Genomic DNA, 25,115 nt, shown 5'->3' with positions numbered 1-25,115 from the left:
TCCACAGCGCAGGCCGTTGGTGGGACAGAACGCGCGGGCGCTAGGGCTCCCGAGAAGGGCTGGCAAGAGGAGACAAGACGCGAGCGGGCGGAGGAAACGACGTCGAGATGGCATGTCCCGTCAGGGGTAGGAACCCGCCCGCGCACGGAGGAGCGTCCTCGTCCGCCAGTCACGCGGGAACGTTCATCCCCGAACGCTCCCGGTGGCGCTCCGTCAGCGGGTATTCAGAGCCAGCTCGGGACGGTGCGGCCCAGGCCCTTCAAGGCCCGCTCCGCCGCCTTCACACCAAACCAGTTGGCTTCCTCGAAGAGCCCGAGGCCTCCCAGGTCCGAGTGCGCGAAGTGCAGGGATTCGCCCAGGCTCTCCTGGGCCGCCTGGCGCTCCGGGCCCCAGAGCAGGCCCGGGGTGGGCCGCACCATGGCGTGGCCCCAGCGCATCACCTCCAGACGCTGGGCGATCGCGGCGATGCCCGGGTGCCCCGCCATGAGGTCCGCCATCACCAACCCCTCCCACTCGCCGTAGTCCGCGGAGAGCACCTTCTGGCGCTCGGCCTTCACGTCCAGGCCCGCCATCGGCAGGTACCAGGTGAGCACCGTGGGCCCGCGCTCATCCTGGAGCAGGCGCTGGTGGGTGGCCACCACGTAACCCAGGCTGCGGCTCTCGTAGAAGACGTTGTCCCAGGCCAACGGGAAGCCATACGAGGCGGGCGCCTCCGACAGCGTCAGGTTGGCCACCACCCAGGGGCCGTACTGGAAGGCGCCCATCCACTCGGGACGCCGCTGCCGCCAGGGCACCACCACCTGGGCGGCCACGAAGCGGGGACACGCCAGCACCACCTGCCGCGCCCGGTACGCCCGGGGCCGGCCCGTGCCCGCCTCCACCGCGTCCACCCGGCAACCCCCCTCGCCCGGCTCCACCGAGTGCACCAGCACGCCCGGCTCCACCTGGCCCGCTGGCAGCGAGGACACGAGCTGCCGCACCAGGCGTCCATTGCCCTCGGACCAGCTCAGGAAGCCCTCGCTGCGCTCCCCCTGCCCGTTCTGCCGCGCGGCGAAGTACCAGATGCCCGCCCACGCCGACACGCCCTCGGCCGTGGTGCCGTAGTCGTCCCGGCACGCGTAGTCCACGAGCCAGCGCAGCCGCGGCGAGCGGAACCCCTCCGCCTCCATCCACCGCGCCATGGTGAGCTTGTCCAACGCCGTCCACTCGGCGTCGTCGCTGGAGAGCGCCGTGGGCACCGCGAAGGCCTTGCGCCCCCGGCCGTCCCGCGCCGCCGCGAAGGCGTTCATCCGCGCCTCGAAACGCTCCAGCTCGGCCACGTCCTGCTCGCTCGCCCCCGCGCGCAGGTACAGGCCCTCGTACCACTCGCCCCGGTAGAAGAGCCGTTCCTCGGGCTCGCGCACGAGCAGCTCCTCGTCGAAGAGGGGCTGGCCCCCGTCGTCCACGCCCGTCACCGCGCCCATCTCGCGCAGCAGCCGCATCACCGGCCCCTTGTCCTCGATGGGCGCGGGCAGGTAGTGGGCCCCCCACGGATAGGCGGACACCGCGTTCTTCCCCGAGCGCGCCGTCCCTCCCGGCTCCGTGTCCAACTCCAGCACGCGCACATCCTTCACGCCCGCGGCCGCCAGGCGCCACGCCGCGCTCAGGCCCGCCGCGCCCGCGCCCACCACCAGCACGTCCACGGGCTGGGCCTCCGCCGTGCGCGGCAACCCACCGCCCCGGAGCCGGTGCCCCTCGTCCACCACCCGATCCACCAGGCCGCCGGGCACGGGCGCGCGAGGGGGCCGCTTCCGGCACGCGCTCGCCGCCACCGCCGAGCCCAGGAACGCGGCGATGAGCTCCCGCCGCTTCAGTTCCACCGCCGCCACTCCTCCTCGTAGTAGTGCACGAGCACCTGGTTGTTCAGCCGGTTCACCTCCGCCGGCAGCGGGCCCATGTCCGAGGGGAACAGGAAGAGCGAATCGAGCGTGTCCTCGGAGAGGAAGCGCAGTCCCTCGACCAGGGGGCGGCGGGGGCTCACGGCCTCATGGGCCACCAGCACATAGCCCCACTCGCCAAAGGAAGGCACCAGCGCATGGTAGGGGCTCGTCCAGAAGCCCGCCGCCTGGAGCGTGGTGTTCACGCACCAGAAGGAGCGCCGGGCATAGAGCGGCGAGGTGCTTTGGATGACGGCCACTCCGTCCGGCGCCAGGCGCCGCTTGAGCAGCCGGTAGAAGCCCGTGGTGTAGAGCTTGCCCAGCGCGAAGTTGTTGGGATCCGGGAAGTCCACCACGATGACGTCCCAGGAGTCGGTGCGCTCGCGAAGGAACTGCATCGCGTCCGTGTTGAGCACGTGCATGCGCGCGTCCTCCAGGGCGTGGCCGTTGAGGTCCGCCAGCTCGGCCCAGCGCGAGGCGAGCCCCGTCATCGCCGGATCCAACTCCACGAGCGTGAGGTTCTTCACCTCGGGGTACTTGAGGATTTCCCGGGCCGCGAGCCCGTCTCCACCCCCGAGCACCAGCACCCGCTCCACCTTCCCGGCGCGCGTCAGGGCGGGATGCACCAGCGCCTCGTGGTAGCGGTACTCGTCCGCGCTGACGAACTGCAGGTTGCCATTGAGATAGAGCGAGAAGCCCCGCTTGCCCCGCGTGAGGACGATGCGCTGGTAGGGCGAGTTCGTGGCGTGCACCACCTCGTCGGAGAACAGGTGCTCCTCGGAGTAGTCGCTCAGCCGGTCGCCCCACACCAGCCCTCCCACCAGGAAGAGGCTGAGCAGCACCGCCTTGACGCGCAGCCGGCCCGGGTGGGCGAGCACCGGCGCGAGCAGCCACGTGCTCCACAAACCCACCAGCGCGTTGAGCAACCCGAAGAGCAGCGAGGTGCGCACCAGCCCCAACCTCGGCACGAACAGGAGCGGGAAGCTGATGCTCGCCGCCAGGGCACCCAGGTAGTCGAACGTCAGCACCTGGCTGACCAGATCCTTGAACTGGAGCTGATCCTTGAGCAGGCGCAGGAGGAGGGGAATCTCCAGCCCCACCAGGGTGCCAATGAGCAACACGCTGCCATAGAGCATCACCCGGAAGACATCCGTGAGCGCGAAGGTGAGGAAGAGCATCGGCGCGCAACAGCCCCCCACCAGCGCCACCGCCAGCTCCACCTCCACGAAGCGCTGGGCGAGCCCCCGCTCGACGAAGCGCGACAACCAGCTGCCAATGCCCATGGCGAACAGGTAGCAGCCAATCACCGTGGAGAACTGGGTGATGGAGTCGCCGAGCAGGTAGCTCGCGAGTGCCCCGACGATGAGCTCGTAGATGAGCCCGCACGTGGCGATGACGAGGACGGTGACGAAGAGGAGTTTCTTGTTCACGGTGACAACGGCGCCGCGGGGGCGTCAGCCCGAGATGGCCGCGGCCACGATGATGGCCAGACCAATGATGAAGGAGCCCATCACGATGCCGAGCGCCGTGTTCTGATCGACCTCGATCTCCTTGTGCACGTCGAACGGCATGATGAGCCGGAACACGAACAGGCCCGCCACGAACACCGCCAGCCCCACCAGCGAGTACACGAGGCTCGCCAACAGGTTGTCCAGGTTCACCACCACGGCCAGCACACCCATCGGCATCACTTCCCTCCCATGAAACTTCCACTGCGATAACGCGCCACTCCCCCACCGCCCCCGCCCGTCCTCGCCGCCGCCTTGCCCTTCTCCGCGCGGGTGAAGGGCTCCCAGCCCGTCAGGGCCATCCAGGCGTAGAGCACGACGATGACTCCTCCGAAATACTTCATCTCACCCTCTCCTCAACTGTCCGAGCCCAGGTTGCTCTCACTCCAGCGCGCGGACTCGAAACTGGAGGCGCGGAAGAGCGACAGCACGGGCACGAGGGCCAGCAGCACCAGCCCCCAGAAGAACCACAGGAAGCGCGGCGTATCGCTCACGAGCCCGATCCGGTAGGCGTCGGGACGGCGGTCGAAGCTCGCCTGGGCGCGCAGCACATAGCGCCCGGGCGACACCGAGGACAGGAACTCCGTCTCGCTCTGGCTGCCCTCGCTCCAGCTGCCATCCGAGTCACTTCCCGAGTAGAAGCCCACCTCCTCGTAGAAGCCGATCACCTCGCCGTTCTCCTGGTTGAGCAGCTCGCCCTCCAGGCCGAACCAGCCGTTGTTCACCGCCGCGCTCAACTCCACGCGCACGTTGCCGCGCTTGCGGATCTCGAAGGGCTCGCTGAACCACACGGCCGTGGCCGTGCCGGAGCGGGCGTCCGGCGACAGGCGCACCACCTTGTCGAGCACCTTCTCGTTGGCGGCCAGGATGTTCACCCCGAGGTAGACGGCGAGCAGCACGGCTCCCCATACGAGCGCCCAGGACCACGTGGCCGGACTCGGGTGGGGATTGGGCTGGCTCGGGGCGATGCCCTGGGGCTCCGGCAGCGGCTCCTTCAACTTGAAGGCCTCGCGCACCACCTCCGGCGCCAGGTACTCGCCCCGCGTGTACGTCACTTCCTTGCCGGTGCCCTCCACGTTCACCGAGTGCGGCGGCGCCACGTACTCCTCGGTCGTCGCGGTCTCCCCCGCGGTCACCGTCCAGTAGAACTCCCCCAGCACGGTCTCGGTGACGGCCGTCACGCGCTGGAAGGCCCGGTAGCGCTTGCCCATCATGTGCGCGGCGACACCCGGGGCCACCGACACCAGGCCCGCTTCCAGCGGCGTGAGGAATACCCAGTGCCCGTTGGAGTCCATCAGCCAGGTGAAGCCCCGCTCCGGGTTGTAGAGCAGGTACTCGTCCCACGGATAGCGCACCCCCTCCACCGTGCACGAGCGCACCATCATGCCGATGATGATCCACGGGGTGTCATCCAGGATGCCCTTGGCGCCCAGGGACAGGCGGAAGGGGTGGTCGGGCTTCTCCAGCAGTTGGAGGAAGGCGAGCGAGCCGCCCTTGCGCACATGCAAGAGCGCACCGCAGTAGGGACACGCCACGCGCTTGCTTTGATCCGGCGCGCGCAGCTCCAGTGGACCGTTGCACTGGGTGCAGCGCGCCTGCTGCAGCGCCACCTTCTTCACCTTCGGCCGGAGCTGGTCCGGAGGAATGCCCAGCTCCTCGAGCTTGAGCTTCCGGCCCATGAAGATATCCGGATTGCTCCCCCACTGGCCGAAGTCGAGCGTGACGAAGAGGCCGCGCGCGCTCGTGGCGTCCACGTAGTGGCTGTCCACGCTCGGGTCCAGGTCCTGGGGCAGTTGGCCCTCGGCGGCCACCACCCGGCCATATCCCCGCTCCTCCACGACGAGCTGATGCTCCCGGAGCCGGTACTCCTTGAACCGGAAACGGTGGCCGGGCACGAGTTCCTTGAGCTGCAGGTCCGCCGCCGAGCCCTCGGCGAACAGCAGGTACCAGGCGCCTTCCGCCTCGGACAGCCACGCGGTGCGCCCGCTGTCGAACTCCACGTACCACTCGTCCCAGAGGCCCTCGCCGTGGTCCTTCTGCAGGTGGCCCACCACCCGGTAGCCCTCGCCGTCCACGCGGCCCTCCACGTGAAGCCGCAGGGGCGAGTAGGTGTCCACGATGGCGCCGATCTTCCCGTGCGCCTCCAGGTCCAGGCCCTTCTTGGCCACCACCGTCTGGCAATGGCCGCACACCAGCACCTGCGCCGAGCCCGCGGTGAACTCCACCGCCGCCCCACACGAGGGACAATTCCCCTGCGTCACGCCTCCACCCCCCGCGGCAACTCCCGCACACGGCAGGAGGCCGCGCCCAGGTGCCGCGCCAGCAGCGACTCGAAATCCGGACGCGCACGCACCCGGCAACAATAGACATTGAGCGCGGCGAAACCGTGCTCGGGAAAGGTATGGACGGCCAGATGGCTCTCCGCCAGCAGCGCGAGCCCCGTGACCCCTCCCGGCTCCGGGAAGACATGCCACTGCGGCTGGCCAATGACCCTCAGGTCCAGCACCACGACGAGTTCCTCGAACAAGGCCGCCAGCACGCGCGCGTCCTTGAGACGCTCCGCCGCGCACCCGCTCACATCCACCAGCCATTCCTGTCCGGTCGTCAGGATCCTGCCTCCCTGGGAAACGCCCACCTTCTACCACGAGCCGCCCCGCCGGACCCACCCCGAGAAAGGAGGGGACGGGCCCTGCTAGGCTCCCGGGACGCATGGCCCAGAAGGATCTCCTCCCCACCTCCCCGCCCCCTCCGGCTCCGGCGTCCACCCCCTCGGCCCCGAGCGCGGTGGCGCGGATGCTCCAGTCCCTGCGCGCCCTGCCCGAGGCCGGACACGACACGCCGGGGAGCACGGGGCTCGCGGGGTGGTTCAAGGCCGAGACGGCTCCGCCCACGGACATCACCCCGCGCTTCCGCGAGGTGTACGCGCGCGTGCGCGACAACGAGGCGGTGCTGCCGGACGAGGCCCGGCGCCACCAGTACCTGCTGGTGAAGGGCATGTTGGGCGATGAGCTGCCCGGCTACCTGGAGGACAACCAGCGCCGCCTGGAGCAGCGGGGACTGGAGACGCGCGAGGTGGCGGTGGACACCGAGGGGCGGCTCCTGGACAACGTGGCGGTGGTGCGCGAGGCCCTGCTGGACGCCCAGCACTTCCGCCGCTCGGTGGTGCTGGTGGGACACAGCAAGGGGGGCGTGGAGGCCCTGAGCGCGCTCGCGCTCCACCCGGAGCTGCGCGGCGTCGTGCGCGCGGTGGTGACGCTCCAGGCGCCCTATGGCGGCTCGGTCATCGCCCATGACCTGGTGTCCACGCCCGCGCTCCGGCGGTTGGTGGACCTGGCCTTCCCCTCCCTCTTCCAGGGCGACCCGGACTCGGTGGAGGACCTGTCGTACACGCGGCGCCAGGAGTTCGTGCGCCAGCACCCCTACCCCCTGGACATCCCCACGGTATCGCTGGCCACGTCGCGGCTGTCACGGCGCTCGCTGCTCCGGCCCCTGTGCGCCTATGTCCAGGAGCGCTACGGCTGGGGCTGTGACGGACTCGTGGCCGCGCTCGACGCGGAGATCCCCGGCTCGCGCGTGGTGCGGCTCGAGGACATGGATCACGCCGAGGCCGCCCTCACCGGCCTGCCGGGCTTCGCCAACTACTTCCCGAGCGACCTCACCGAGACGATGGTCGCCCTCGCGCTCGACCCCCGGCGCTGAGGCGTCTTCCCCACCGGGCTGTCCGGCCCTGAACACCCTCTGTTTGTCACAATCGTTTCCTTCACATATGGTTTGCCTGGAAAACCATTTCCACCCCTGAGCACAGGAGGAACGCGATGGCGATGAATCCGATGGACGAGAAGCGGACGGAGGAGAGCGGAACGAGCCCGGTGGGCGTGTGCCCCATGAAGGCGTCGAGGGAGGTGCCTCACGCGGGCTCCGTGCGCCTCGACCGTGAGGACCCCGCGTTCCTGGCCGTTGCCCACGAGGCCTATGAGCGCATGCGCAAGCAGGGGCCCGTCGTGCGCGCCTCGTTTGGCCGAGGCTTCTCGGACGATCTCCTTCCCGACGGGGACAAGCCGCGCACGGCCAAGGGAGAGCCCGGCAGCGAGCGGTACTTCGTCACCCGCTACGACGAAGCCGTGGAGGCGCTGCTCGATGATCGCCTCTCCTCCGACTTCCGCTCCACGATGACCCCGGAGCAACGCGCGCAGCTGCCTTTCATGCCAGAGGAGCTGAAGCCCATCGCCTACAGCCTCTTGATGCTCGATCCACCGGATCACACGCGGCTGCGCAAGCTCGTCCAGCCCAACTTCACCGCGCGCGCCATGGAAACACTTCGGCCGCGCATCCAGCGCATCATCGATCGCCTGCTCGATCAGGCCGAGAGCGAGGCCGCCGCACGGGGAGAATCCGCGCCGGAGCGCCGGATGGATCTGCTCCCGGCGTTCGCCTACCCCATGCCCATCGCGGTCATCAGCGACATGCTCGGCATTCCCGAGGAGGATCGCGCTCAGGTCCACACCTGGGCGGAAAACCTCCTGTCCGCCGAGGGGCCATCCATTGGAGACGAGCAGCGGCGGGGCGTGCTGCGCGAGTTCATTCGCTACCTGGAGGGTTTGTTCGAGCGCAAACGGCGCGCTCCCGGCGAGGACATGATCAGCCAGATGGCTCACTTCCAGGAGGACGGCGACAAGCTCAGCCCCCAGGAGATGATGTCCATGGTGTTCATCCTCTTCTTCGCCGGGCACGTGACCACGGTGAACCTGATCGGCAGCGGCGTGGTGGCCCTGCTCACCCACCCAGAACAGCTCGAGCGCCTGCTCGCCGATCCCTCCCTGGTCAAGGGCGCGGTCGAGGAGACGCTGCGCTACTGGGGGCCGGTCGACTACATGGGAACGCCGCGCATCGTGTTGAAAGACATGGAGCTGGCGGGTTGTCCCATCGCCCAGGGAGAGAAGCTGACCGTCGGACTCGCCTCGGCGAACCGGGATCCCGAGCGGTTCCCCAACCCCGATGTGTTCGACATCACCCGTCCAGAGGCCCACCGCAACATCGCCTTCGGCAAGGGCATCCATGTCTGCATCGGCGCTCCCCTGGCACGCATGGAAGCGCAGCTCGCCTTCGAGACCCTGTTCCGGCGCTACCCGAAGATGAGGCTCGCGGTACCGGCCGGGGAGCTGCGCCTGGCCGCCACGAGCCTGCGCGGCTTCGACCGGGTTCCCATCTTCTTCTGACGCGGGTCCTCCATGCCTGGCCCCTCGCACCTCTGGGTTCTTGCGTCGCTCTCCTTGCCCCCATAGCTTGGGTCTCATGAAAAGTGCGACTTGCACGCTGGCCGTCACGGCGGCGGCCCTCCTGGGGATACTGATTCCCGGATGTGCGTCGGGACCAGGGACTCCTGGTCCAAGCAGCCAGGGAACAATGGGAGTGACCAACAAGAACGGATCCCCCGCCCCCGAAGAACTCGGGCGATACGTGCTCACCATTCAGGAGTCTCCCCTCGGGAACGTCACGCACAGTTGGCGTCCCGTGGAGGAGTTCGGCCTCGCGCGATTCGGATTTCAACCACGCGCGGAGGGGGAATATGGACACGTCGTGCTCGCAACCGCTCGTGAGCGCGACTGCCATGCGGTGGTGCCGTGACAATTTTTGACCGCATCCTCCAAGCGCAGGAACTCCTTGGAAAGACGCAGGGTCACTCTCAGTCCCCAGAGGAAAAGGAGTTGTTTGACCTCGCCATTGACTCGCTCTGGTTCATCTGGAGAGAGGGTCTGGCCGATGAATTCGCGGACTATCGAGAGGACATCCAATTGGACGCCCCACCTCGAAATCATCGCCGCATTCAACACACCGGACGAAGCGGATGCCTGGTTGAAGGCGAGTCCAAGGCCACCCAATTCGGCCTATGTATTGGTCGCGAATGACTACCATGTCGTCATGAGCTTCCGTGAGCGGAACATCCGCTCGCTCGTGCGGCAACCGACTCTAGAATTCTATCTTGAGGAAATGATTCAGCGGGGCCCTCCGTCAGCGGTGGCGGCATTCAACACGCGCGAGGAGGCAGACACCTGGTTCAACAGTCAGGCGGCCCCCCCCGCGCAGAGCGTCATCCAAATCGGGGGCGAACACCACCTGGCGGTGTACTACCGGAACATCCACCATCGCGCCATCTTCCCCTTCTCCATCGCCAAGAGACTCGAGAGCAAGGAGGGACAGGAAGAATAGGAGACCGAGGCGAACACCCGCGCCACTGGCGAGATGCCCGTGCCCCGACTCATCCGCCAGGACACGGTGCTTCAACGCGTCCGGAGTTCCGCCTCACGCCGTCGCCTGGGCGAAGCGCGCCATCACATCGCCCACGTACACGTAGGACAAATACGTGGGCGACGTCTTCGCCTCGCGTTGGCGCAAGCGCCGCAAGGCCTCGCCCACGGGCGTGTGATTCTCCCACAAGTCCGTCACCAACTGCTCCACCGCGGTGCGCGCATGCGCGTCCTGCACCGGCCACAGGGGCGCGATGAAGCCCGCGAACTTCTCGCTCACGAAGGTCTCCGCCCATCCGCCGATGCCACCGAGCATGTCCGTGGCCGTGCCCACCTCACAGGCATTGAAGATGACGAGCGGCCGGGACTTCATGCCCAGCATGGTGAACGAGCTGCGCACCTCGAGCGTCTTCAAATCCCCATCCTCCAGGTAGACGCACGAGGGAGACACCTCGTTGTTCACGCTGTACTTGCCATGCCCGGCGAAGTGCAGCAGCCCCACCCGGTTCGGATAGCTCCCGCCCAGCAGGCTCATGAGGGGCTGGCGGCGGCCCGCGACCTTCACCGCGCGAAAGCGCCTGGACAACTGCCGCGACTCCTCCTGCGCCTGGGGCAGGGGCGCCAGGTGCGGATGGAACTGGTAGTCCGGCGCGATGGTGAGGATGTCCCCCCGCGTCAGGCGCGACGTGAGCGACGTCTGGTAATCGAGCAGCCAACGCGCCACCGGGTGCTCCATGCACAACAGCTCCGCGCCCGGCACGTCCGCGGGCGCCATCAACTCCCAGGGCACGTGCGGATCATCGGTGATGAACTGGATGGGGAAGCCCACCCCGTACTGCTGGCGCAGCGCCTTGTACGTCTCCCGGAAGACGGTGGGCGCGCGCTGGTAGAGCAGCTTGCCGAGTCCCAGGAACCAGGCGAAGTGCTCGCCCGAGCGCAGCTCGCGCGCGGTATTGGCCACGCTCTGGAAGAAAGCCGCCGGATCGCTCCCCAGGTTCTGGTCGCCCGAGAGCCGGGCCGGCAATCCCTCGCACGGCACCGCCACATGGAGCGTCCAGTACAGCCGCTGGGGATTGCCAGGGTCCAGGCGGTGGATCTGCACCGTCAGGTGCGGCTTCTGGGCTCCCGCCTCCACGCTGAATGTGCCCCGGCCCTCGTCCTCCACCCGCGTGGACGCCGAGGCCATGCCGCCCATGCCTCCCGACGAGGGCGTCGAGGGGGAGCGAGGCGTGGACGGGCCCGGGCCTCCCGTGCCCGAGGACTCGACGGGGACGCGCCGGCGGGCCGCGCCGCAGAAGCGGCCCTCGTATTCGAAAGTGGCCACCACGGTGAGCTCGCCCGAAGCACCCGGGTTCACGGTGCCGGTGAGGGTGGCCGCGATGGAGCTGTCATTGCGCCGCACCAGCACCACGCCCGTGTCCGCTCCGGGCCGGAACGTCATCTCCGCGCACAACAAGCGCACCTTGACGGGCAGTTCCTTCCAGTCGGCCGCGAGCCCGGCCATCTGCACGCCCGAGGACTCCGTCTCCGCGCCCACCTCCGCGAGCGCCAGGTCCACCATCAGGGGCAGCGCTTGTCCCGGGCGCGCGGGAATGAGCGGTTCCACCGAGGGGTAGCGCGTGATGGTCTGTCCCTCGTCCTTCACCGTCAGCTTCGCCGCGTGCTCCAGCGAGACATTCCCGGACGGGGGCTCCGCGGACCGCCACTCCGGCGCGGGTACACCCCCCGGGCTCACCGAGAACTCCCGCGGCTCCTCGTCGTCCGGCAACTCGCCCGCGCGGTGGAAGACGGCGAAGACATCGGTCACGGGGATGACCTCGGGGCCGCCCTTGACGCTCACGCGGTACAGGCCGGGCGGGAGCGGACGGAACGTGCCCTCGTGCGCGCCATCCGGGCCACGAACCAGCGCTTCCGTGAAGGACTCTCCCGTCTTCACATGGGAGACGTACGCCCGGAGCGCCACTGGCTCGGCCGAGGGCCGCACGCGCACCGGCACGGGCTCGTCATGGCCGAACGCGTCCTCCATGCGCAAGGACAGCATGCGCGGCGCGGGTCCGAACAACGAGTCGCGGTACTTGTCGAGCTGGAGGTGCTGGCCAGTGATGACGCCCTCCACGTGGGCCAGCACCTCGAAGGCGTTCTGCAGCGAGGCGTGGGCCGTGGGGCTGTACATGGCGCGCACCTGGTGGCGCTCCTCCAGGGGCAGGGCGGAGACGCGCGGCACGGTGCCGTCACCTCCGTGATCCGCGCCGTCCGGCTCGCTCCAGAGCATGTCCAGTCCCCCGGCGGCGTTGAGCCGGGCGCCCTGCATCGTGGGCTGGAAGGTGCCCACCACGGGGTGCAGGTGGTAGCCCCGCTCGAGGTAGTCGGTGTTCCTCGCGTTGGACTCCACCGCGCTCATGATCTCCCGCTGGAAGGCGAGCCCCTGGGCGGCCTTCGAGGGATCCATCTGGCCAATGGCCGCGGCCTCGCCCGGACGCACCATCCGCCCGTCCGGCAGTTGCACGCACGGGTACATGGGCAGCAGTTGGTAGGCGGAAGGCAGCGAGCGCACCATCTCCGTCAGGTCCACGAGGTTGACGGGGCCCAGGTCCTTGCGGAAGCCCACCGCGAGCGCATGCAGCGCCATGAAGGAGCCGCGGTGCGGCGTACCGAAGGTGATGAGCGCGCGCGTGTCCTTCCAGCCCTCGAGGCACTCGAGGAAGTAGCGCGCGACGATGCCGCCCATGGAGTGGCCCACCAGGATGAGCCGCGCATCCGGCGAGCCGCCGTGGCTGTGACGCCACGTGTGCAGCCAGCGCGCGGACTCGCGGGCGAGCCGCTTCGCGGTGAAGCGGATGTCGCGCCGCCAGTCGTAGGGGAACTCGAAGAAATTGGCGCCCGGAATGAGACCGAGCCGGCCCACCAGCGTCTCGGCCACGCGGGTGTACCCATCCACCTTCCACAGGCCGGGGATGAGGTGCGTGTCGGGGAGCACCGAGGTGGCCTCCACGCCGTCATCCGCGAGTTCCCCTCCGCTGTCGGACTTGAGGGTGAGCGACTTCACGCTGCCCAGGCCGCTGAAGAGAGCGCGGAAGATGGCGCTGCCCGACAGGCCCCAGATTTCCTTGCCCTCGCGCTGCAGCACGCTGCCGAGCAGACCCGGCAGGAGAACGACGACATCCTTGATGACGGCGGCCATGGGCTTCCTCCTAGAGGACTGACGATAGCCGGAATCCTAGAGTTCCCATCCGACCCATCCGAGACGCGGCAGCGTGAGGGATTGAACGCTTCCGGACGCCTCGCGCCGCTGAATGAGCGTTCAGACCGGCTCATTCCCGGGACGTCGCGGTTGCGAGCCCCGCTTCGCTCTGTAGGATGCCCAACCCATGCGCATGCCCCTCTTGAAGACCGGACTCCTCCTGCTCACGCTGACGGCCTGCACCGAGGAGAAGGCCGCCCCGCCGGCTCCCGCGAAGACCCAGACGCCGCCCTCGACGACGGGCGCGCAGAGCCAGACGACGCCCACCCCCGCGACCCCGGCGCCCACGCCTCCTCCAACCGAGACGCCTCCCCCCCCCGCCGGGGAGCAGCCCGAGCACGGCGCCAGCGCGGCGCCCCGCACGCGCCCTCCGGCGGAGAAGCCCGGCCCCTGGCAGAAGAAGGCGCTCGAGGGCAAGGACCTGTACGCCACGATGGTGACGAACCAGGGCAACATCGTGGTGAAGCTGTTCGCGAAGGACGCGCCCCTCACGGTGGCCAACTTCGTGGGCCTGGCCAACGGCGAGCAGGAGTGGACGGACCCGCGCACGGGCAAGCTCCAGCAGAAGACGCCCCTGTACCAGAACATCATCTTCCACCGCATCATCCCGGGCTTCATGATCCAGGGCGGAGACGCGCTGGGCACGGGCACGGGCACGCCGGGCTACAACTTCGAGGACGAGTTCCAGAGCGGCCGGAGATTCGACAAACCGGGCCTGCTCGCCATGGCCAACCGGGGCCGGGGCACGCAGAGCAACGGCAGCCAGTTCTTCATCACCGTTTCCACGCCCGGCCACCTCAACGGCGGGCACACCATCTTCGGCGAGGTGGTGAAGGGCTATGACGTGGTGGAGGCCATGTCCAAGGTGCAGACGGGCCCCATGGACAAGCCGGTGAAGGACGTGGTGCTCAAGAAGGTCACCCTCAGCGACACGCAGCCCAAGTAAGGAGCGCGAACCATGCGACGAGTGAGCACGCGACTCGGAGAGCTGGACTGCCAGGTGGTCGACGCGATCCCCGAGGGGAAGAACCCCGAGCTGGCGGTGGTGCTGTGCCATGGCTACGGGGCTCCGGCGACGGACCTGGTGCCCCTGGCGCGCGAATTGGTGGAGAGCCAGCCGGAGCTGGGGTCCAAGGTGCGGTTCGTCTTTCCCGCCGCCCCCTTGTCGCTCGCGTCCCTGGGGATGCCCTCGGGCCGGGCCTGGTTCCACCTGTCCCCCGAGCTAGCGATAGGGCGGGAACATGACTGGAACGTCGTCCAGAAGACCGTCCCCGAAGGGCTCGCGCAAACCCGGCGTGCGCTGACGAGCCTGCTGTCGGCGCTGTCGGTGGCGACGAAGCTGCCCTACGGGAAGATCGTCCTGGGGGGCTTCAGCCAGGGCGGCATGGTGACGACGGACCTGGCGCTGCGTCTGGAGGAGGCCCCGGCGGGGTTGTGCATCCTGTCGGGCACACTCATCTGCCAGGACGAGTGGAAGAAGTGGGCCGCGAAGCGCAAGGGCCTGCCGGTGCTCCAGGCCCACGGGCGGTACGACGACATGCTCGCCTTCGCCCAGGCCGAGAAGCTGCGCGACTTGTTGAAGGAGGCGGGCCTGCTGGTGGACTTCCTGCCCTTCGACGGGCCTCACACCATCGCGCCGGAAGAGCTGCAGCGGCTGGCGGAGTTCATCCACATCCGTTTGCAGAAGCGCTGACGAACCCCGGCCCCGGACAGGAGCGAGCCATGTATCACGCGAAGGAATGGACGGTGGCGACGCGAGGCCGGGGCTTCCACGACATCACGGCCGAGGTGCAGCGAGCGGTGGCGGAGAGCGGTGCGGACCAGGGCCTGTGCACCGTCTTCCTGCACCACACGAGCGCGTCCCTGCTCCTGTGCGAGAACGCGGATCCGGATGTGCGCGAGGATCTGGAGGCCTTCTTCTCCCGCCTGGTGAAGGACGGCGATCCGCTCTTCCGCCACGACGCGGAGGGCCCCGATGACATGCCCGCGCACGTGCGCACGGTGCTGACGCAGAACTCGCTGAGCGTGCCCATCAAGGGCGGCAAGGCCCACCTGGGCACCTGGCAGGGCCTCTACGTCTGGGAGCACCGCACCTCGCCCCATCAGCGCCGGGTGACGGTCTCCGTGGTGGGCTGAGCCCTACTCTCCCGCCGGCTCGTGCGCCTCGAGCAGCTTGTAGAGCGTCTTGCGGTCCACATCCAACAGGCGCGCCGCCTCGCTCTTGTTGCCGCCCACGTGCTGGAGCACATGGGCCGCGTACCGCCGGGACAGCTCCGCCAGGCTCGGCATGTCCCCGGTGAGGCCGCTGAGCTTCCGCGGCGCGTCGCCAATGGGCTCGGGGAAGTCCGGCGGACCCAACACCCCCGTCACGTTCAACGCGAGCGCGCGCGCCACCACGTTCTCCAACTGCCGCACGTTGCCCGGCCAGTCATAGGCCGTCAGCCGCGCCATCGCCTCGCTCGCCACCACCGGCGCCACCCCGCCCCGCGCCTGCAGCGCGGCGAAGTGCTCCACCAACGCGGGAATGTCCTCGCGGCGCTCGCGCAGGGGCGGCAGTTGCAGGTGCACCACGTCCAGGCGGTAGAGCAGATCCTCGCGGAACAGTCCCTCGGCCACCCGGGCCTTCAGGTCCTTGTTCGTCGCCGCCACCACCCGCACGTCCACCTTCACGGGCGCGCTCTCGCCCACCCGGCGGATCTCCCCCTCCTGCAACGCGCGCAACAGCTGCGCCTGCACCTTGGGGCCCACGTCGCCAATCTCGTCCAGGAAGAGCGTGCCCCCGTGGGCCTCCTCGAACAGGCCCCGCCTCGCGCCCGTGGCGCCCGTGAACGAGCCCCGCGCATGGCCGAACAGCTCGCTCTCCATCAGCGACTCGGAGATGGCGCCACAGTCCACCGGGATGAACGGGCCATTGGAGCGCGGGGAGCGCCGGTGCAGCGCCCGCGCCACCATCTCCTTGCCCGTGCCCGTCTCGCCGGTGATGAGCACGGGCACCGCCGTGGCCGCCGCCCGCGCCACCTGCTTGTACACCTCCAGCAGCGCCGGACTGCGGCCCACCATGGCGCCGCGCTCCACCTGCTTGCGCAGCGAGCGGTTCTCCTCCACCAGCCGCTTCTGCTCCAGCGCCCGCCGGGCCACGCGCACGATGGCGTCCACGTCGAAGGGCTTGGACAGGTAGTCGAAGGCGCCCTGCTGGATGCTGTCCAGCGCGCCCTCGATGTTGCCGAACGCCGTCACCACGATGACGGGCGTGTCCGGCAGGTGCGCGCGCACCTCGTTGAGCACGATGAGCCCATCCCCCGCGTTCGGCATCATCATGTCGGTGAAGACCAGGTCGAACGGGCCCTCCTCGCTCAGACGCGTCGCGGCCATCTTCGGATCCGAGGCCTGTGACACCTCGCCCAGCATGCCGAGCAGGCGCTTGAGCAAATCCCTCGCGTGAGGGTCATCGTCGACGACGAGGATTCGGGCGGCGGGACTCATCTAACCCACTCCAAGGACGGCGGGCGCGGCCTCGGCCGCGAGTGGAAAACGCACCGTCACCCGGGTACCCGCGCCAGGCGTCGAGCGCAACAGCAACGTGCCCTCATGTGCTTCCACCAGACGCCGGGTGGTGGCCAGCCCCAGTCCATGGCCGGGAATCCCCCGCGTCTCCGGCGCGCGGAAGAAGGGCTGGAAAAGTTTGCCCTGCGTGTCCTCGCTCATGCCCACGCCGTTGTCGCTCACCTCCAGCACCGCCTCGCCGCCCTCGCGCCCCACCCGCACGCTCACCCGCGCCTCGGGGCGGCCCGCCGTGTACTTCACCGCGTTGGACAACAGGTTCTGCGCGATGAGCTGCAGGAGCTGGGAGGGGCACGCCACCTTCACCCCCGCGCTCACATCGCGCTCGAGCGCCACGCCTTGCGCGGCGGCCGTCTGGCTCACCTCGAGCAGCAGCGTGGTCACCGCCGTGTCCAGCTCGCCCACCATGCGCTCGCCCCGCGTCCCCGAGCGGCAGAAGCGCAGCAGCGCCTCGATGAGCTCCCCCATGCGCACCGCGCTGGACTCGGACAGCGACACCAGCTCCAGCGCCTGCGCGTCCTTCACCGCGCCCGAGCGGCGCAAGAGCGTCAGGTACCCCTTGAGCGGCGACAGCGGCCCCATCAGGTCATGCGCCACGCGCTGGGTGAAGGCATCCAGCTCCTGGTTGCGCCGGTCCAGCTCCTTCATCTGCGCTTGAATGGTGGCGTCCTGCCGCCCGAGCACCGAGGTGATGTGCAGGCCCACCACCAGGGACACCAGCATCGCCACCAACGTCACCCCACCACCGAAGCCCAGGTTGCGCGCGCGCAGCGACGCCAGGTGGCTGAGCAACATGCGCGACTCGTCCGCGTTCTCCTTCGTGAGCTGGCCCGCCAGTCCGTCGATCTCCTCGGCCACCGGACGCACCTGGGCGACCAGGTGGTGCCTCGCCCGCTCGGCCTCCTGACGGTTGGACAGGAGCGCCGCGGCACGCACCTGCTCGGCCAGGCGGTTGCAGGCCTGGTTGAAGCGCTGCCACACCACCAGCGTGTCTTCCCGGGGCAGGGTGCGCGTGTACTCGTGAGAGGCCTCGCGCACGTCCGCGAGGATGTCCTCCATCACCTCGTTAGCGGCCTGCCGCTCGGAGTCATCGGTGGCGCGGATGTGGGCCTCGATGGCGGACTCCAGGGAGATGGCGTCCACCCGGATGCGGCCAATGAGACCCGCCCGGTCCAACGCCTCCTGGAAGCGCATGGCCACGTCATGGCTCGTGCGCACCTCCGTCCAGAGCGTGAAGCCCGCCACCGCCGACAGCAGCATCACCGCGAACAGGAAGCCCACGCGGTAGCCCCGGATGGACGCGCGGGCGCTCACGGAAATCCGGACGGAGGAGCCGACGGGGACGCGAGAGGGGCCGGCGCGGGAACCGGCGAGGGCGCCACCGGAACGGGCGCGGTCTGGGGCTGGCTGCGCCGCCTCGCCCGGGACAAGGCGGACTGGAACCACACGTCCTCCAGCTCCTCTTGGATGGCCGTCAGCTCGCGCTGTCGCGTCACCAGGTGCGCGTTGTGCTCCACCAGCGAGTGCCGCTCCGCCGCCGCGCGCTCCTGCTCCTCATGCAATTGATCCTGCATGAGCTGCCGGGTGAGCCGCATCGACTCGGCGCGATCCTGCACCACCACCTCCAGCGCGCTCTCCGCCGCGGCGAGCTTCACCGCCAGCGCTTCCGCCCGATCCCACTCCGCCAGATACCGTAGCCGCCACCGCTCCACATCATCCGACACGGGCGGCGGAACAATCACCCGTGGCGTCGCACATCCCAGTCCCAACCCGAGCACGGCCATGGCGATGAAGAGGTACCGCATACCGTCGTTCCCGTCCCTCCGTGCGCGCGAGCGTGCGCCTGTGAGTGAAGACCGTGCCATAGCGCGACCGGCTGACGCGGGCAGCATCCCCAAGATGGGAGGTGTCGTCAAAGACCTCCGCAGCGTCATGGGGAGGGTGCCCCCAGGCCGGGCAGGCGACATGGGGAGAATCTCCGCAACCCAACACCTCCCCACCTCGGAAGGCATTGTGGCACGGCGAGTGCTGGTGTGTCTTAAATGAAACGTCGCAATCCCGCGACGAGTTGTCGTGCCATCGATTCGACCATGAAGAACGTCCTCGCCGCCCTCGTCGTGTCCGCCTCCCTGTCCGCGTTCGCCACCGAGCCCACCAAGCCCGCCGCCGCGCCCGCTCCCGCTCCCACCGCGAAGTCCGAGGTGAAGCCCGAGGCCGCCAAGCCCGAGGCCACCGAGACCGCGAAGTCCGAGGTGAAGCCCGAGGCCATGAAGCCCGAGGAGACGGCCAAGAAGCCCGCCAAGAAGGGCGCCAAGAAGGCCGCGAAGCCGGCCGAGGCCGCCGCCGAGACCAAGTAGTCCCTTCGCGCCCACCCGCGCGAGGCAGCCAGGGGCGTCTCCCGTTCTCCGGGAGGCGCCCTTCGCCGTTTGAGCACCCACGAACCGCCGCTGGTGAGAATCTCCCCACCTCGCCCAATGCCTCTCCTCTGTGACGGGACATGGCACGAGCGATGCTCAGACAAAGCCTCGCCACGTCGCATCCAGCGGCGTCCGCGAGTTGGTTTGAGCTCAGGAGAATTCCACCATGAAGAAGATTCTCGCCATCGCCCTCATGTCCGTCTCCGTGTCCGCCTTCGCCGCCGATACCAAGAAGACCGAGACCAAGACCGAGACCCAGACCCAGATGAGCGGCATGGAGGGGGACGCCGTGCGCGAGGAGAAGAAGGAGACCCAGACCGAGACCAACGCGGACGGCACCACCAAGACCAAGACCGAGGAGCACAAGAAGACCAAGGCCAAGACCAAGTAGCCGGGTCTTCTCCGCTCGCCAGGGCGTGAGCCGTGTCACCCCCGGGGGTGTCCTTCCTCACCAGGAAGGGCGCCCCCGCTGTCTTTTTACAGCCTCCGTGTCAGGAGGCGCCCGACGCCCGGCGGCTCACCCCAGGGTACTCGCCCGACAGGAGCTTGCCGTCCTGGATGTGCAGCACCCGCCAGGCATGCGCCACCACGCGCGGATCATGCGTGGAGAAGAGGAACGTCACCCCCTGCTCCCGGTTGAGCCGCAACATCAGATCCAGGATGTGCTGGCTCGTCGCCGAGTCCAGGTTCGCCGTGGGCTCGTCCGCCAACACCAGACGCGGCTCGGTGATGAGCGCCCGGGCGATGGCCACCCGCTGCCGCTGACCTCCCGACAGCTCGTCCGGTTTGTGATGCAAATAGGGGCGCAGGCCCACCGCGTCCGCCAGGGCCTCCACGCGCGCGCGCAAGGCGCGTTGGTTCCTCCCGCCCTCCTCGCGCAGCCGGCACGGCAGCTCGATGTTCTCCGCCACGTCCAGCACGGGGATGAGGTTGAAGCTCTGGAAGATGAAGCCGACCTTGCGGTTGCGCACCTCGGCCAGCGCGTCGAAGTCCCGGTCCCCGATCTCCTCGCCGTCCAACCGGTACGAGCCGCTCGTGGCCCGATCCAGGCACCCGATGATGTTGAGCAGCGTCGTCTTGCCACTGCCCGAGGGGCCCGTCACCACGGTGAATTCGCCCGCGGACACCGACAGGTCCACACCGCGCAGCGCGTTCACCCGGCTCTTGCCCAGGGAGTACTCGCGGGTGATGTCATGGAGCTCGAGAAGGGAATGAGGGGGCATGGGGGGCACGTCCTTCAATAGAAGAGGTGGACCTGGAAGAGGCCTCGGTACTCCAGCGGCAACAGGCCGAGTTCACTCACGTGGGTGGAGGCACCGGGCCGCGTGGCCGCGAGCGACCGCGGGCCGCTCCAGGGGATGAAGCCGGAGAGCGTGAGCGTCATCCACTCGGTGCCCGCCCAGGACAGACTCGGCGTGACGAGGCCCGAGAGGTCTCCCAGGTTGCTCATCACCACCACGTCGAGGGTGAAGTCCTCGTGGATCCTCGGCTTCTGGAAGCTGAGGAAGGCGTAGTGCCGCCCCAGTGGCTCGAAGTTGAACTTGCCCGGCGCGCCCCTGTCCGCGCTCGCGCCCGCGTCCGAGACGCCCCGCCCCGCGTCCTGGAGTTCCCGGGGCAGACCGAGCGCGTTGACGTAGTGCTGGAACTCGTCCCGGGTGAAGCCATCCGCCTGGAACAGGTACTCCAGCGACAGGAGGGATTCGTCGCCGAACATGTAGCGCGAGCCCGCGAGCACCCGTGGGCGCGGCGTGCGCTCGTCGAGGCGATGGGTGGAGAACAGGGACGCCTCGCGCAGCACACAGCCCGCCGCCGCCTGAGCGTCCGCCAGGCATCCCCCCACCGGGTAGCGCCGCGCCGAGCCCCGCCCCACCAATGCCTCCAGGTGCAGCTCGTAGTCCTTGAAGAAGTAGCGCGAGAAGGACACGCCCACGCGCGTCTTCGACTCGAAACGGTCTCCGTACAGGTTCGAGTGGAAGAGCATCAGGTTGACGTCCGCGTCCGCCAGCAGCGCGTAGGCGCGCGCGGCCAGCAGGTAGTGCGCCCGCGTGTCCCGGCGGTCCCAGGAGGGGTAGACGAGCAGGGACTGCGGCAGCCCGTTGTGCTGCGCGAGCACCGCGGGGCTCGCCAGGAACGTGAAGGCGAAGGTCTCGAGCGGAACCTCCACCCGCGCCAGGTAGGCCCCCGCGCGCTGTAGCCCCGGATCCGTGGGATCCTTGGGCGGGTTGAGCAGGTCCGTCGGGTTGTAGGCCAGCCCCGAGCCCCAGACGACGCGCTTCTTGCCCGCCAGCAGGTGCAGTTGAGGCAGCACCTCGTGGCTCACGTACAGCTCGTTGAGCGACATGAGCGGCCGGGCCTCCCCCGCCGCGCGCGCCTCCAGGGACACCTCGCGGCCGCCCGCGTCCAGGCCCCGGTAGCGCCCCCCGGTCCGCAGGAAGAGCGACAGGTCCGCCGACACGAAGCCGCCCCGCCCATAGGCGTGACGGGGCTGAACGTTGAACTCCAGGAGTTGCTGCACCTCGGCCTGCTCGTCGGTGGGCAGCAGGCCCGTGACGCGCGAGCGCTGGTACTGCGTGCGGCTCTCCACGTAGCCCGTCACCTCCGCGGCGGACACGGGAGCGCTCGCCCAGAGCGCCAACAGCACGAGGCTCAAGCGCGGGGGGCTCATGCTCAACGTCCCAGGTCCACCTGGGTGAAGCGCTGCGGCGGCGCCTCCACGCGCAGGTGCATGGAATGGATGACGAGCTCCGAGCGCCGCGACTTCACCAGCTCGTTGCGCATCACCACGCGGGCCGGCCGCGTGTAGCCCTTCTCGAACTCCGTGTAGCCGGTGAACTCCGCGCTGCGCAGCATCTGTCCGCTCGTGCCGTAGTACTCGCCCCGCACCGGCATCCCATCGCTCTTGCGGACCCACAGCTTGATGGCGTCGTAGGCCGTCTCCGGCGTCCTCGCCTTGAGCTCCAGCGCGTACGTGCCCGGCACGTTCGAGGGCACGCGCGTGCACGCGTAGTCCTTCGTGTAGTTCACCCGCATCACGTCCGCGTTGTTGAAGTCACCGCCCTGGAAGCTGTCCCGGTTGGCGATGCGCGTGGCCCGCTTGAGCGACGGCAGGTACACCCACATGTTGTCCCCCGAGCGCAGCATCTCCTGGCCTCGCGCGCTCGCCGGATCCTTGAACCAGACGCGGAACCGGTCCTCCTCGCCCCGGAGCATCTTCATCACGTAGGTGCGGCTCGTGCCGTCCTCGCGGTACGCCGTCATCTCCGACTCGGACTCGAAGGCGGGCGGGCCCATCACCGCGTCGTAGCGGGCCAGCAGCGCCTCCGCCGTGGGCTCCCCGGGCAGGGCCGGAGCCGCCATGAACAGCGTCATCACCGCGAGAGGAAGCACTCTCATCCGCACACTCCATGGGGGGCAACGAGGGGTTGGACAGACAGAGGGACGTCACACCGAGCGCAGCGCCTCCACCGGGCGCAGGCGGCTCGCCTTCCAGGCCGGCCAGGCCGCGGCGGCCAGCGCCCCCACCACCGCCACTCCAAAGGTGAGCAGCACGAAGGAGGGGCGCAGCTCCGGACGCAGCAGGGAGTTGGAGCCGGTGTTCAGTACCATGGCCATGGGAACGCCTCGGGCCGCGATGGCCCGCACGAGCGCCCAGCCCACGCCCACGCCTCCCACCGCCCCCATCACGCCAATCAGCGCGGCCTCCCACAGGAAGAGCACCAGCACCTGCCGCTGGCGCATGCCCACCGCGAGCAGGGTGCCAATCTCCCTCACCCGCTCGAACACGCTCATGAGCGTGGTGTTGAGGATGCCCGTGAGGATGATGACGAAGAGGATGAGCCCGATGAGCCCCATCACGAAGCGCATGCGCTGCAACGTGTCGCCCACGAAGGGCTGGAGCTGGCGCCAGGTGTGCACCTCGTAGCCAGGGCCGAGCAGGACGCGCAGTGACGCGGCGATGGAGTCCAGGCGATCCAGATCGTCCACCGCCACGGCCAGCTCGGTGACGCGGCCCTCCAGGCCCACCAGCTCCTGCGCGAGCGGCAGGGGCACCGTCACCACGCTCTTGTTCTCGTGGGGCAGCCCCGACACGCTCAGCCCCGCCACCGCCACGTCCAGCGAGTTGGCGCGGCCCCTGGGGCTCGACGAGGCGAGCGTCACCCGGTCCACCTCGGTCCCGGACTTCGTCCCCGAGGCCACCGCGTGGAAGGCATGCGCCAGCTCGCCGCCGACGATGGCCTGGGCATGGTCTTCCACCGTGAGCATCCGCCCGCCGGGCAACACGTCGAAGCCCGTCCGGGGGACCGCCTGGGCCTCCGTGGCCAGGTCCAGGCCCCGGCCCACGAACATCGTCTGGGACACGCCGTTGCTCACCAGCCCGGAGAACTGGATGCGGCCGGTGACGCCCTTGACGCCGGGCACCGCGCGGATGCGGGCGAGCAGCGACTCGTCGTAGGGGATGTTCGGCTCGAGCAGGAGCGCGTCACTGCTCTCCATATATCCGGTGGTGTGGACCTGGAGCGCGCCCGTCTTGCCCAGCACGACGTCGTCCACGATGAGGCGCAGGAAGCCTCCGATGAAGCCCTCCAGCACGAGCACCGCGGTGACGCCCAGGAGCACGGAGGCCAGGGTGACGAGGCTGCGGCGGAGATTGCGCGCCACATTGCGCGCGGCGAGAGAGGACAAGGAGCTCATGAGTGGGCCAGGGCCTCCACGGGACGGAGTTGGGAGGCGCGATACGCGGGCCACAGGGCGGCGAGCGCCGCGCCCACCGTGGCCAGCCCCACCGCGCGCACCACGTACAACCCGGAGATGTGCGGCCGGATGACGCTGTCGGCCGTGGTGCCATAGGCCGGCAGGTGGATGCCCTGCCGCCCCAGCCACCAGGTCACCCCCCACCCCACTCCCGCGCCGAGCACGCCTCCCAGCAGGCCCAGCACCGCGCCCTCCAGCAGGAAGAGCGACACCACGTGCCGCCGCCTCAGCCCCACCGCGAGCAGGGTGCCGATCTCCCGCACCCGCTCCAGCACGTTCATCAACATCACGTTGACGATCCCCAGCAGCACCGTCAGCAGGAACACCAGGGTGACGATGGCGAAGATGAAGTCCTGGTGCCGCACCAGCTGCGCGACGAAAGGCAGCACGTCATCCCAGGCGTGCACCTCGTAGCCGGGGCCCAGCACCGCCCGCGCCGCGTCACGCACCGCGTGCACGTCCTCCAGGTTCGCCACCGACAGGGCGTACTCGGTGACACGCCCCTCCATGCGCAGCAACCGCTGCGCGGTGCCCAGCGGCACATAGCCCTGGCGTTGGTCCCCGAGCGGCGCGCCCACCAGCGTGCCCGTCAGGCGCACCGCCTCGCCATTGAGCACGCCTTCCCGGTCCGCCGCGAGCAACGCGGGCCAGGCCTCCTCGTCCACCGAGGGCTCCATCACCGTCGCGCGCAGGCTCCTCGCCATGTCCGCGTCGAGCAGCAGGCCCGGCGTGTCCCCACCCGAGAGATGCGCCCCCTCGGCGAGCCACGTCAGGCGCCGCGGCGTCACCCGGGGCTCCAGCTCCGGGTCATACGCGGTGAGCAGCAGGTAGCCCGTCCGGCCCGCGTCCTCGGACTCCTCCGTGGCGTCCGGCAGCGACACCATCCCGCCGAACACGATGCGGGGCGCCACGCCGGTGACCCCATCCACGCGTGACAGCCGCTCGCGCAGCGCGGGAGAGTCCTCCAGGTCCAGCGTCAAGGGCGAGCCCTGGACATTGGCCAGGTAGCCCGTGCGGTGCACCTGGATCGCCCCCACCTGGCCGAGGACGATGTTCTCCAGCACCACCCGCTGCTGCCCGTTGATGAAGCCCCGGAGTCCCACCATCGCGCCCACGCCCACCACCAGGGCGGCGAGCGAGATGGCGGTCCGGCGCGGATTGCGCATCAGGTTGCGCGTGGCCAGAGGAAGGAGCCTCATGGGCGGCTCCAGCACGGGGACTTCGCGGTCATGAGATGTCACCCCGGGGGAAAAGTCGGAGAGGCCGTGTTTTCCGGCTTCTTTCCCAAGGGTGCGGACGGACGTCCCGGACGCCCACTCCGTCCGGAAGAGCGGGGATTTAACGAGTAACGCACGGAGGGAATCCGTCCCGGTTGAAGCAGGGGAGCGGACCCTCCCGGGCGCGTCGGGATGTCCGTGTGTAGGAGAAGAGTGGCGCGCACGCGACATCGGTGCTTGTCCGCCCGCCGCTCGTTC

The 25,115-nt window shown here is 69.2% G+C and carries 23 protein-coding genes; 8 read left to right on the top strand and 15 right to left on the bottom strand.

Annotated features, from left to right (window positions below):
- Nucleotides 1–224 precede the first annotated feature (224 nt).
- Genes MEBOL_RS23565 through speD form a run of 6 tightly spaced genes read right to left on the bottom strand, consistent with a single transcriptional unit; the run spans nucleotide 225 to nucleotide 6,008 of the window.
- Nucleotides 225–1,859, bottom strand: coding sequence for an FAD-dependent oxidoreductase (locus MEBOL_RS23565; RefSeq protein ID WP_179956286.1), 1,635 nt, complete (start codon nucleotides 1,857–1,859; stop codon nucleotides 225–227).
- Nucleotides 1,850–3,346 carry a polyamine aminopropyltransferase gene (locus tag MEBOL_RS23560; RefSeq protein ID WP_095979557.1) on the bottom strand — a complete coding sequence of 499 codons (1,497 nt, stop codon included), beginning with the start codon at nucleotides 3,344–3,346 and terminating at the stop codon, nucleotides 1,850–1,852. Before MEBOL_RS23560 ends, MEBOL_RS23565 begins: the two co-directional genes overlap by 10 nt.
- A 24-nt stretch (nucleotides 3,347–3,370) precedes the next feature.
- Nucleotides 3,371–3,598, bottom strand: a complete 228-nt coding sequence (locus MEBOL_RS23555) for a DUF350 domain-containing protein (RefSeq protein WP_095982960.1) — start codon at nucleotides 3,596–3,598, stop codon at nucleotides 3,371–3,373.
- 5 nt (nucleotides 3,599–3,603) lie between these two features.
- Nucleotides 3,604–3,768: a hypothetical protein gene (locus tag MEBOL_RS41945; RefSeq protein WP_170115576.1), complete on the bottom strand. Its 165-nt coding sequence runs from the start codon at nucleotides 3,766–3,768 to the stop codon at nucleotides 3,604–3,606.
- 12 nt (nucleotides 3,769–3,780) lie between these two features.
- The gene (locus MEBOL_RS23550) at nucleotides 3,781–5,685 is read right to left on the bottom strand and encodes a DUF4178 domain-containing protein (RefSeq protein WP_095979556.1); all 1,905 of its coding nucleotides are present in this window, start codon (nucleotides 5,683–5,685) and stop codon (nucleotides 3,781–3,783) included.
- Nucleotides 5,682–6,008 (bottom strand): adenosylmethionine decarboxylase, encoded by a 327-nt coding sequence (gene speD, locus MEBOL_RS23545; RefSeq protein ID WP_245918771.1) that lies wholly within the window; start codon nucleotides 6,006–6,008, stop codon nucleotides 5,682–5,684. Before speD ends, MEBOL_RS23550 begins: the two co-directional genes overlap by 4 nt.
- Before the next feature lie 125 nt (nucleotides 6,009–6,133).
- Here speD and MEBOL_RS43760 point away from each other — a divergent pair, with 125 nt between their 5' ends.
- The 3 genes from MEBOL_RS43760 to MEBOL_RS41940 all read left to right on the top strand — a co-directional run bounded on the left by MEBOL_RS43760 (nucleotide 6,134) and on the right by MEBOL_RS41940 (nucleotide 9,631).
- Nucleotides 6,134–7,123: a PGAP1-like alpha/beta domain-containing protein gene (locus MEBOL_RS43760; RefSeq protein ID WP_095979555.1), complete on the top strand. Its 990-nt coding sequence runs from the start codon at nucleotides 6,134–6,136 to the stop codon at nucleotides 7,121–7,123.
- 116 nt (nucleotides 7,124–7,239) lie between these two features.
- The gene (locus MEBOL_RS23535; protein WP_095979554.1) at nucleotides 7,240–8,640 is read left to right on the top strand and encodes a cytochrome P450 family protein; all 1,401 of its coding nucleotides are present in this window, start codon (nucleotides 7,240–7,242) and stop codon (nucleotides 8,638–8,640) included.
- Nucleotides 8,641–9,184: 544 nt separating this feature from the next.
- Nucleotides 9,185–9,631, top strand: coding sequence for a hypothetical protein (locus MEBOL_RS41940; RefSeq protein ID WP_170115575.1), 447 nt, complete (start codon nucleotides 9,185–9,187; stop codon nucleotides 9,629–9,631).
- 93 nt (nucleotides 9,632–9,724) lie between these two features.
- Here MEBOL_RS41940 and MEBOL_RS23520 read toward each other — a convergent pair whose 3' ends face one another.
- Nucleotides 9,725–12,850 (bottom strand): lipase/acyltransferase domain-containing protein, encoded by a 3,126-nt coding sequence (locus tag MEBOL_RS23520; RefSeq protein WP_095979551.1) that lies wholly within the window; start codon nucleotides 12,848–12,850, stop codon nucleotides 9,725–9,727.
- Nucleotides 12,851–13,037: 187 nt separating this feature from the next.
- On the opposite strand from MEBOL_RS23520, the gene MEBOL_RS23515 reads away from it, so the two are divergent.
- The 3 genes from MEBOL_RS23515 to MEBOL_RS23505 are packed head-to-tail and all read left to right on the top strand — an operon-like array spanning nucleotide 13,038 to nucleotide 15,046.
- Nucleotides 13,038–13,856: a peptidylprolyl isomerase gene (locus MEBOL_RS23515; RefSeq protein ID WP_095979550.1), complete on the top strand. Its 819-nt coding sequence runs from the start codon at nucleotides 13,038–13,040 to the stop codon at nucleotides 13,854–13,856.
- Nucleotides 13,857–13,868: 12 nt separating this feature from the next.
- Nucleotides 13,869–14,603, top strand: coding sequence for an alpha/beta hydrolase (locus MEBOL_RS23510; RefSeq protein ID WP_095979549.1), 735 nt, complete (start codon nucleotides 13,869–13,871; stop codon nucleotides 14,601–14,603).
- A 29-nt stretch (nucleotides 14,604–14,632) separates the two neighbouring features.
- Entirely contained in the window at nucleotides 14,633–15,046 is a 414-nt protein-coding gene (locus MEBOL_RS23505) for a secondary thiamine-phosphate synthase enzyme YjbQ (RefSeq protein WP_095979548.1), read from the top strand.
- A 3-nt stretch (nucleotides 15,047–15,049) separates the two neighbouring features.
- On the opposite strand, the gene MEBOL_RS23500 is transcribed toward MEBOL_RS23505, so the two are convergent.
- From MEBOL_RS23500 to MEBOL_RS23490, 3 genes are read right to left on the bottom strand one after another with little or no spacing between them, the layout of a single operon-like run.
- Nucleotides 15,050–16,393 (bottom strand): sigma-54-dependent transcriptional regulator, encoded by a 1,344-nt coding sequence (locus MEBOL_RS23500; RefSeq protein ID WP_095979547.1) that lies wholly within the window; start codon nucleotides 16,391–16,393, stop codon nucleotides 15,050–15,052.
- A complete protein-coding gene (locus tag MEBOL_RS23495; RefSeq protein ID WP_095982958.1) occupies nucleotides 16,394–17,731 on the bottom strand; it encodes a sensor histidine kinase in 1,338 nt (445 codons plus the stop codon).
- A gap of 50 nt (nucleotides 17,732–17,781) precedes the next feature.
- Nucleotides 17,782–18,276, bottom strand: a complete 495-nt coding sequence (locus MEBOL_RS23490; protein ID WP_095979546.1) for a hypothetical protein — start codon at nucleotides 18,274–18,276, stop codon at nucleotides 17,782–17,784.
- Nucleotides 18,277–18,561: 285 nt separating this feature from the next.
- On the opposite strand from MEBOL_RS23490, the gene MEBOL_RS23485 reads away from it, so the two are divergent.
- Together MEBOL_RS23485 and MEBOL_RS41345 are read left to right on the top strand one after the other, a co-directional pair.
- Nucleotides 18,562–18,828 carry a hypothetical protein gene (locus MEBOL_RS23485; RefSeq protein WP_095979545.1) on the top strand — a complete coding sequence of 89 codons (267 nt, stop codon included), beginning with the start codon at nucleotides 18,562–18,564 and terminating at the stop codon, nucleotides 18,826–18,828.
- Nucleotides 18,829–19,054: 226 nt separating this feature from the next.
- Nucleotides 19,055–19,279: a hypothetical protein gene (locus tag MEBOL_RS41345; RefSeq protein ID WP_157775395.1), complete on the top strand. Its 225-nt coding sequence runs from the start codon at nucleotides 19,055–19,057 to the stop codon at nucleotides 19,277–19,279.
- A 100-nt stretch (nucleotides 19,280–19,379) separates the two neighbouring features.
- Here MEBOL_RS41345 and MEBOL_RS23475 read toward each other — a convergent pair whose 3' ends face one another.
- From MEBOL_RS23475 to MEBOL_RS23455, 5 genes are read right to left on the bottom strand one after another with little or no spacing between them, the layout of a single operon-like run.
- A complete protein-coding gene (locus MEBOL_RS23475) occupies nucleotides 19,380–20,111 on the bottom strand; it encodes an ABC transporter ATP-binding protein (protein WP_095982957.1) in 732 nt (243 codons plus the stop codon).
- 14 nt (nucleotides 20,112–20,125) lie between these two features.
- The gene (locus tag MEBOL_RS23470; protein ID WP_095979544.1) at nucleotides 20,126–21,553 is read right to left on the bottom strand and encodes a hypothetical protein; all 1,428 of its coding nucleotides are present in this window, start codon (nucleotides 21,551–21,553) and stop codon (nucleotides 20,126–20,128) included.
- Between the two features lie 2 nt (nucleotides 21,554–21,555).
- Entirely contained in the window at nucleotides 21,556–22,281 is a 726-nt protein-coding gene (locus MEBOL_RS23465) for an outer membrane lipoprotein-sorting protein (protein ID WP_095979543.1), read from the bottom strand.
- A gap of 48 nt (nucleotides 22,282–22,329) precedes the next feature.
- A complete protein-coding gene (locus MEBOL_RS23460; RefSeq protein ID WP_095979542.1) occupies nucleotides 22,330–23,580 on the bottom strand; it encodes an ABC transporter permease in 1,251 nt (416 codons plus the stop codon).
- Nucleotides 23,577–24,839 (bottom strand): ABC transporter permease, encoded by a 1,263-nt coding sequence (locus MEBOL_RS23455; RefSeq protein WP_170115574.1) that lies wholly within the window; start codon nucleotides 24,837–24,839, stop codon nucleotides 23,577–23,579. The genes MEBOL_RS23460 and MEBOL_RS23455 overlap by 4 nt, the downstream gene beginning before the upstream one ends.
- Between the last annotated feature and the right edge of the window lie 276 nt (nucleotides 24,840–25,115).

This window comes from Melittangium boletus DSM 14713, assembly GCF_002305855.1.
GTDB classification, from domain to species: Bacteria; Myxococcota; Myxococcia; order Myxococcales; family Myxococcaceae; genus Cystobacter; species Cystobacter boletus.
The sequence above is the reverse complement of the archived record's forward strand: the minus strand, read 5'-3'. Positions and strand labels throughout refer to the sequence as shown.

Coding starts and splice junctions, on each gene's coding strand:
- MEBOL_RS43760 (WP_095979555.1), top strand. CDS start 6,134: ATGGCCCAGAAGGATCTCCTCCCCACCTCCCCGCCCCCTCCGGCTCCG.
- MEBOL_RS23510 (WP_095979549.1), top strand. CDS start 13,869: ATGCGACGAGTGAGCACGCGACTCGGAGAGCTGGACTGCCAGGTGGTC.
- MEBOL_RS23555 (WP_095982960.1), bottom strand. CDS start 3,598: ATGGGTGTGCTGGCCGTGGTGGTGAACCTGGACAACCTGTTGGCGAGC.
- MEBOL_RS23475 (WP_095982957.1), bottom strand. CDS start 20,111: ATGCCCCCTCATTCCCTTCTCGAGCTCCATGACATCACCCGCGAGTAC.
- MEBOL_RS23455 (WP_170115574.1), bottom strand. CDS start 24,839: ATGAGGCTCCTTCCTCTGGCCACGCGCAACCTGATGCGCAATCCGCGC.
- MEBOL_RS23465 (WP_095979543.1), bottom strand. CDS start 22,281: ATGAGAGTGCTTCCTCTCGCGGTGATGACGCTGTTCATGGCGGCTCCG.
- MEBOL_RS23495 (WP_095982958.1), bottom strand. CDS start 17,731: ATGCTGCTGTCGGCGGTGGCGGGCTTCACGCTCTGGACGGAGGTGCGC.
- MEBOL_RS23485 (WP_095979545.1), top strand. CDS start 18,562: ATGAAGAACGTCCTCGCCGCCCTCGTCGTGTCCGCCTCCCTGTCCGCG.
- MEBOL_RS41345 (WP_157775395.1), top strand. CDS start 19,055: ATGAAGAAGATTCTCGCCATCGCCCTCATGTCCGTCTCCGTGTCCGCC.
- MEBOL_RS23460 (WP_095979542.1), bottom strand. CDS start 23,580: ATGAGCTCCTTGTCCTCTCTCGCCGCGCGCAATGTGGCGCGCAATCTC.
- MEBOL_RS41945 (WP_170115576.1), bottom strand. CDS start 3,768: ATGAAGTATTTCGGAGGAGTCATCGTCGTGCTCTACGCCTGGATGGCC.
- MEBOL_RS23500 (WP_095979547.1), bottom strand. CDS start 16,393: ATGAGTCCCGCCGCCCGAATCCTCGTCGTCGACGATGACCCTCACGCG.
- MEBOL_RS23470 (WP_095979544.1), bottom strand. CDS start 21,553: ATGAGCCCCCCGCGCTTGAGCCTCGTGCTGTTGGCGCTCTGGGCGAGC.
- MEBOL_RS23520 (WP_095979551.1), bottom strand. CDS start 12,850: ATGGCCGCCGTCATCAAGGATGTCGTCGTTCTCCTGCCGGGTCTGCTC.
- MEBOL_RS23490 (WP_095979546.1), bottom strand. CDS start 18,276: ATGCGGTACCTCTTCATCGCCATGGCCGTGCTCGGGTTGGGACTGGGA.
- MEBOL_RS23515 (WP_095979550.1), top strand. CDS start 13,038: ATGCGCATGCCCCTCTTGAAGACCGGACTCCTCCTGCTCACGCTGACG.
- MEBOL_RS41940 (WP_170115575.1), top strand. CDS start 9,185: ATGAATTCGCGGACTATCGAGAGGACATCCAATTGGACGCCCCACCTC.
- MEBOL_RS23505 (WP_095979548.1), top strand. CDS start 14,633: ATGTATCACGCGAAGGAATGGACGGTGGCGACGCGAGGCCGGGGCTTC.
- MEBOL_RS23535 (WP_095979554.1), top strand. CDS start 7,240: ATGGCGATGAATCCGATGGACGAGAAGCGGACGGAGGAGAGCGGAACG.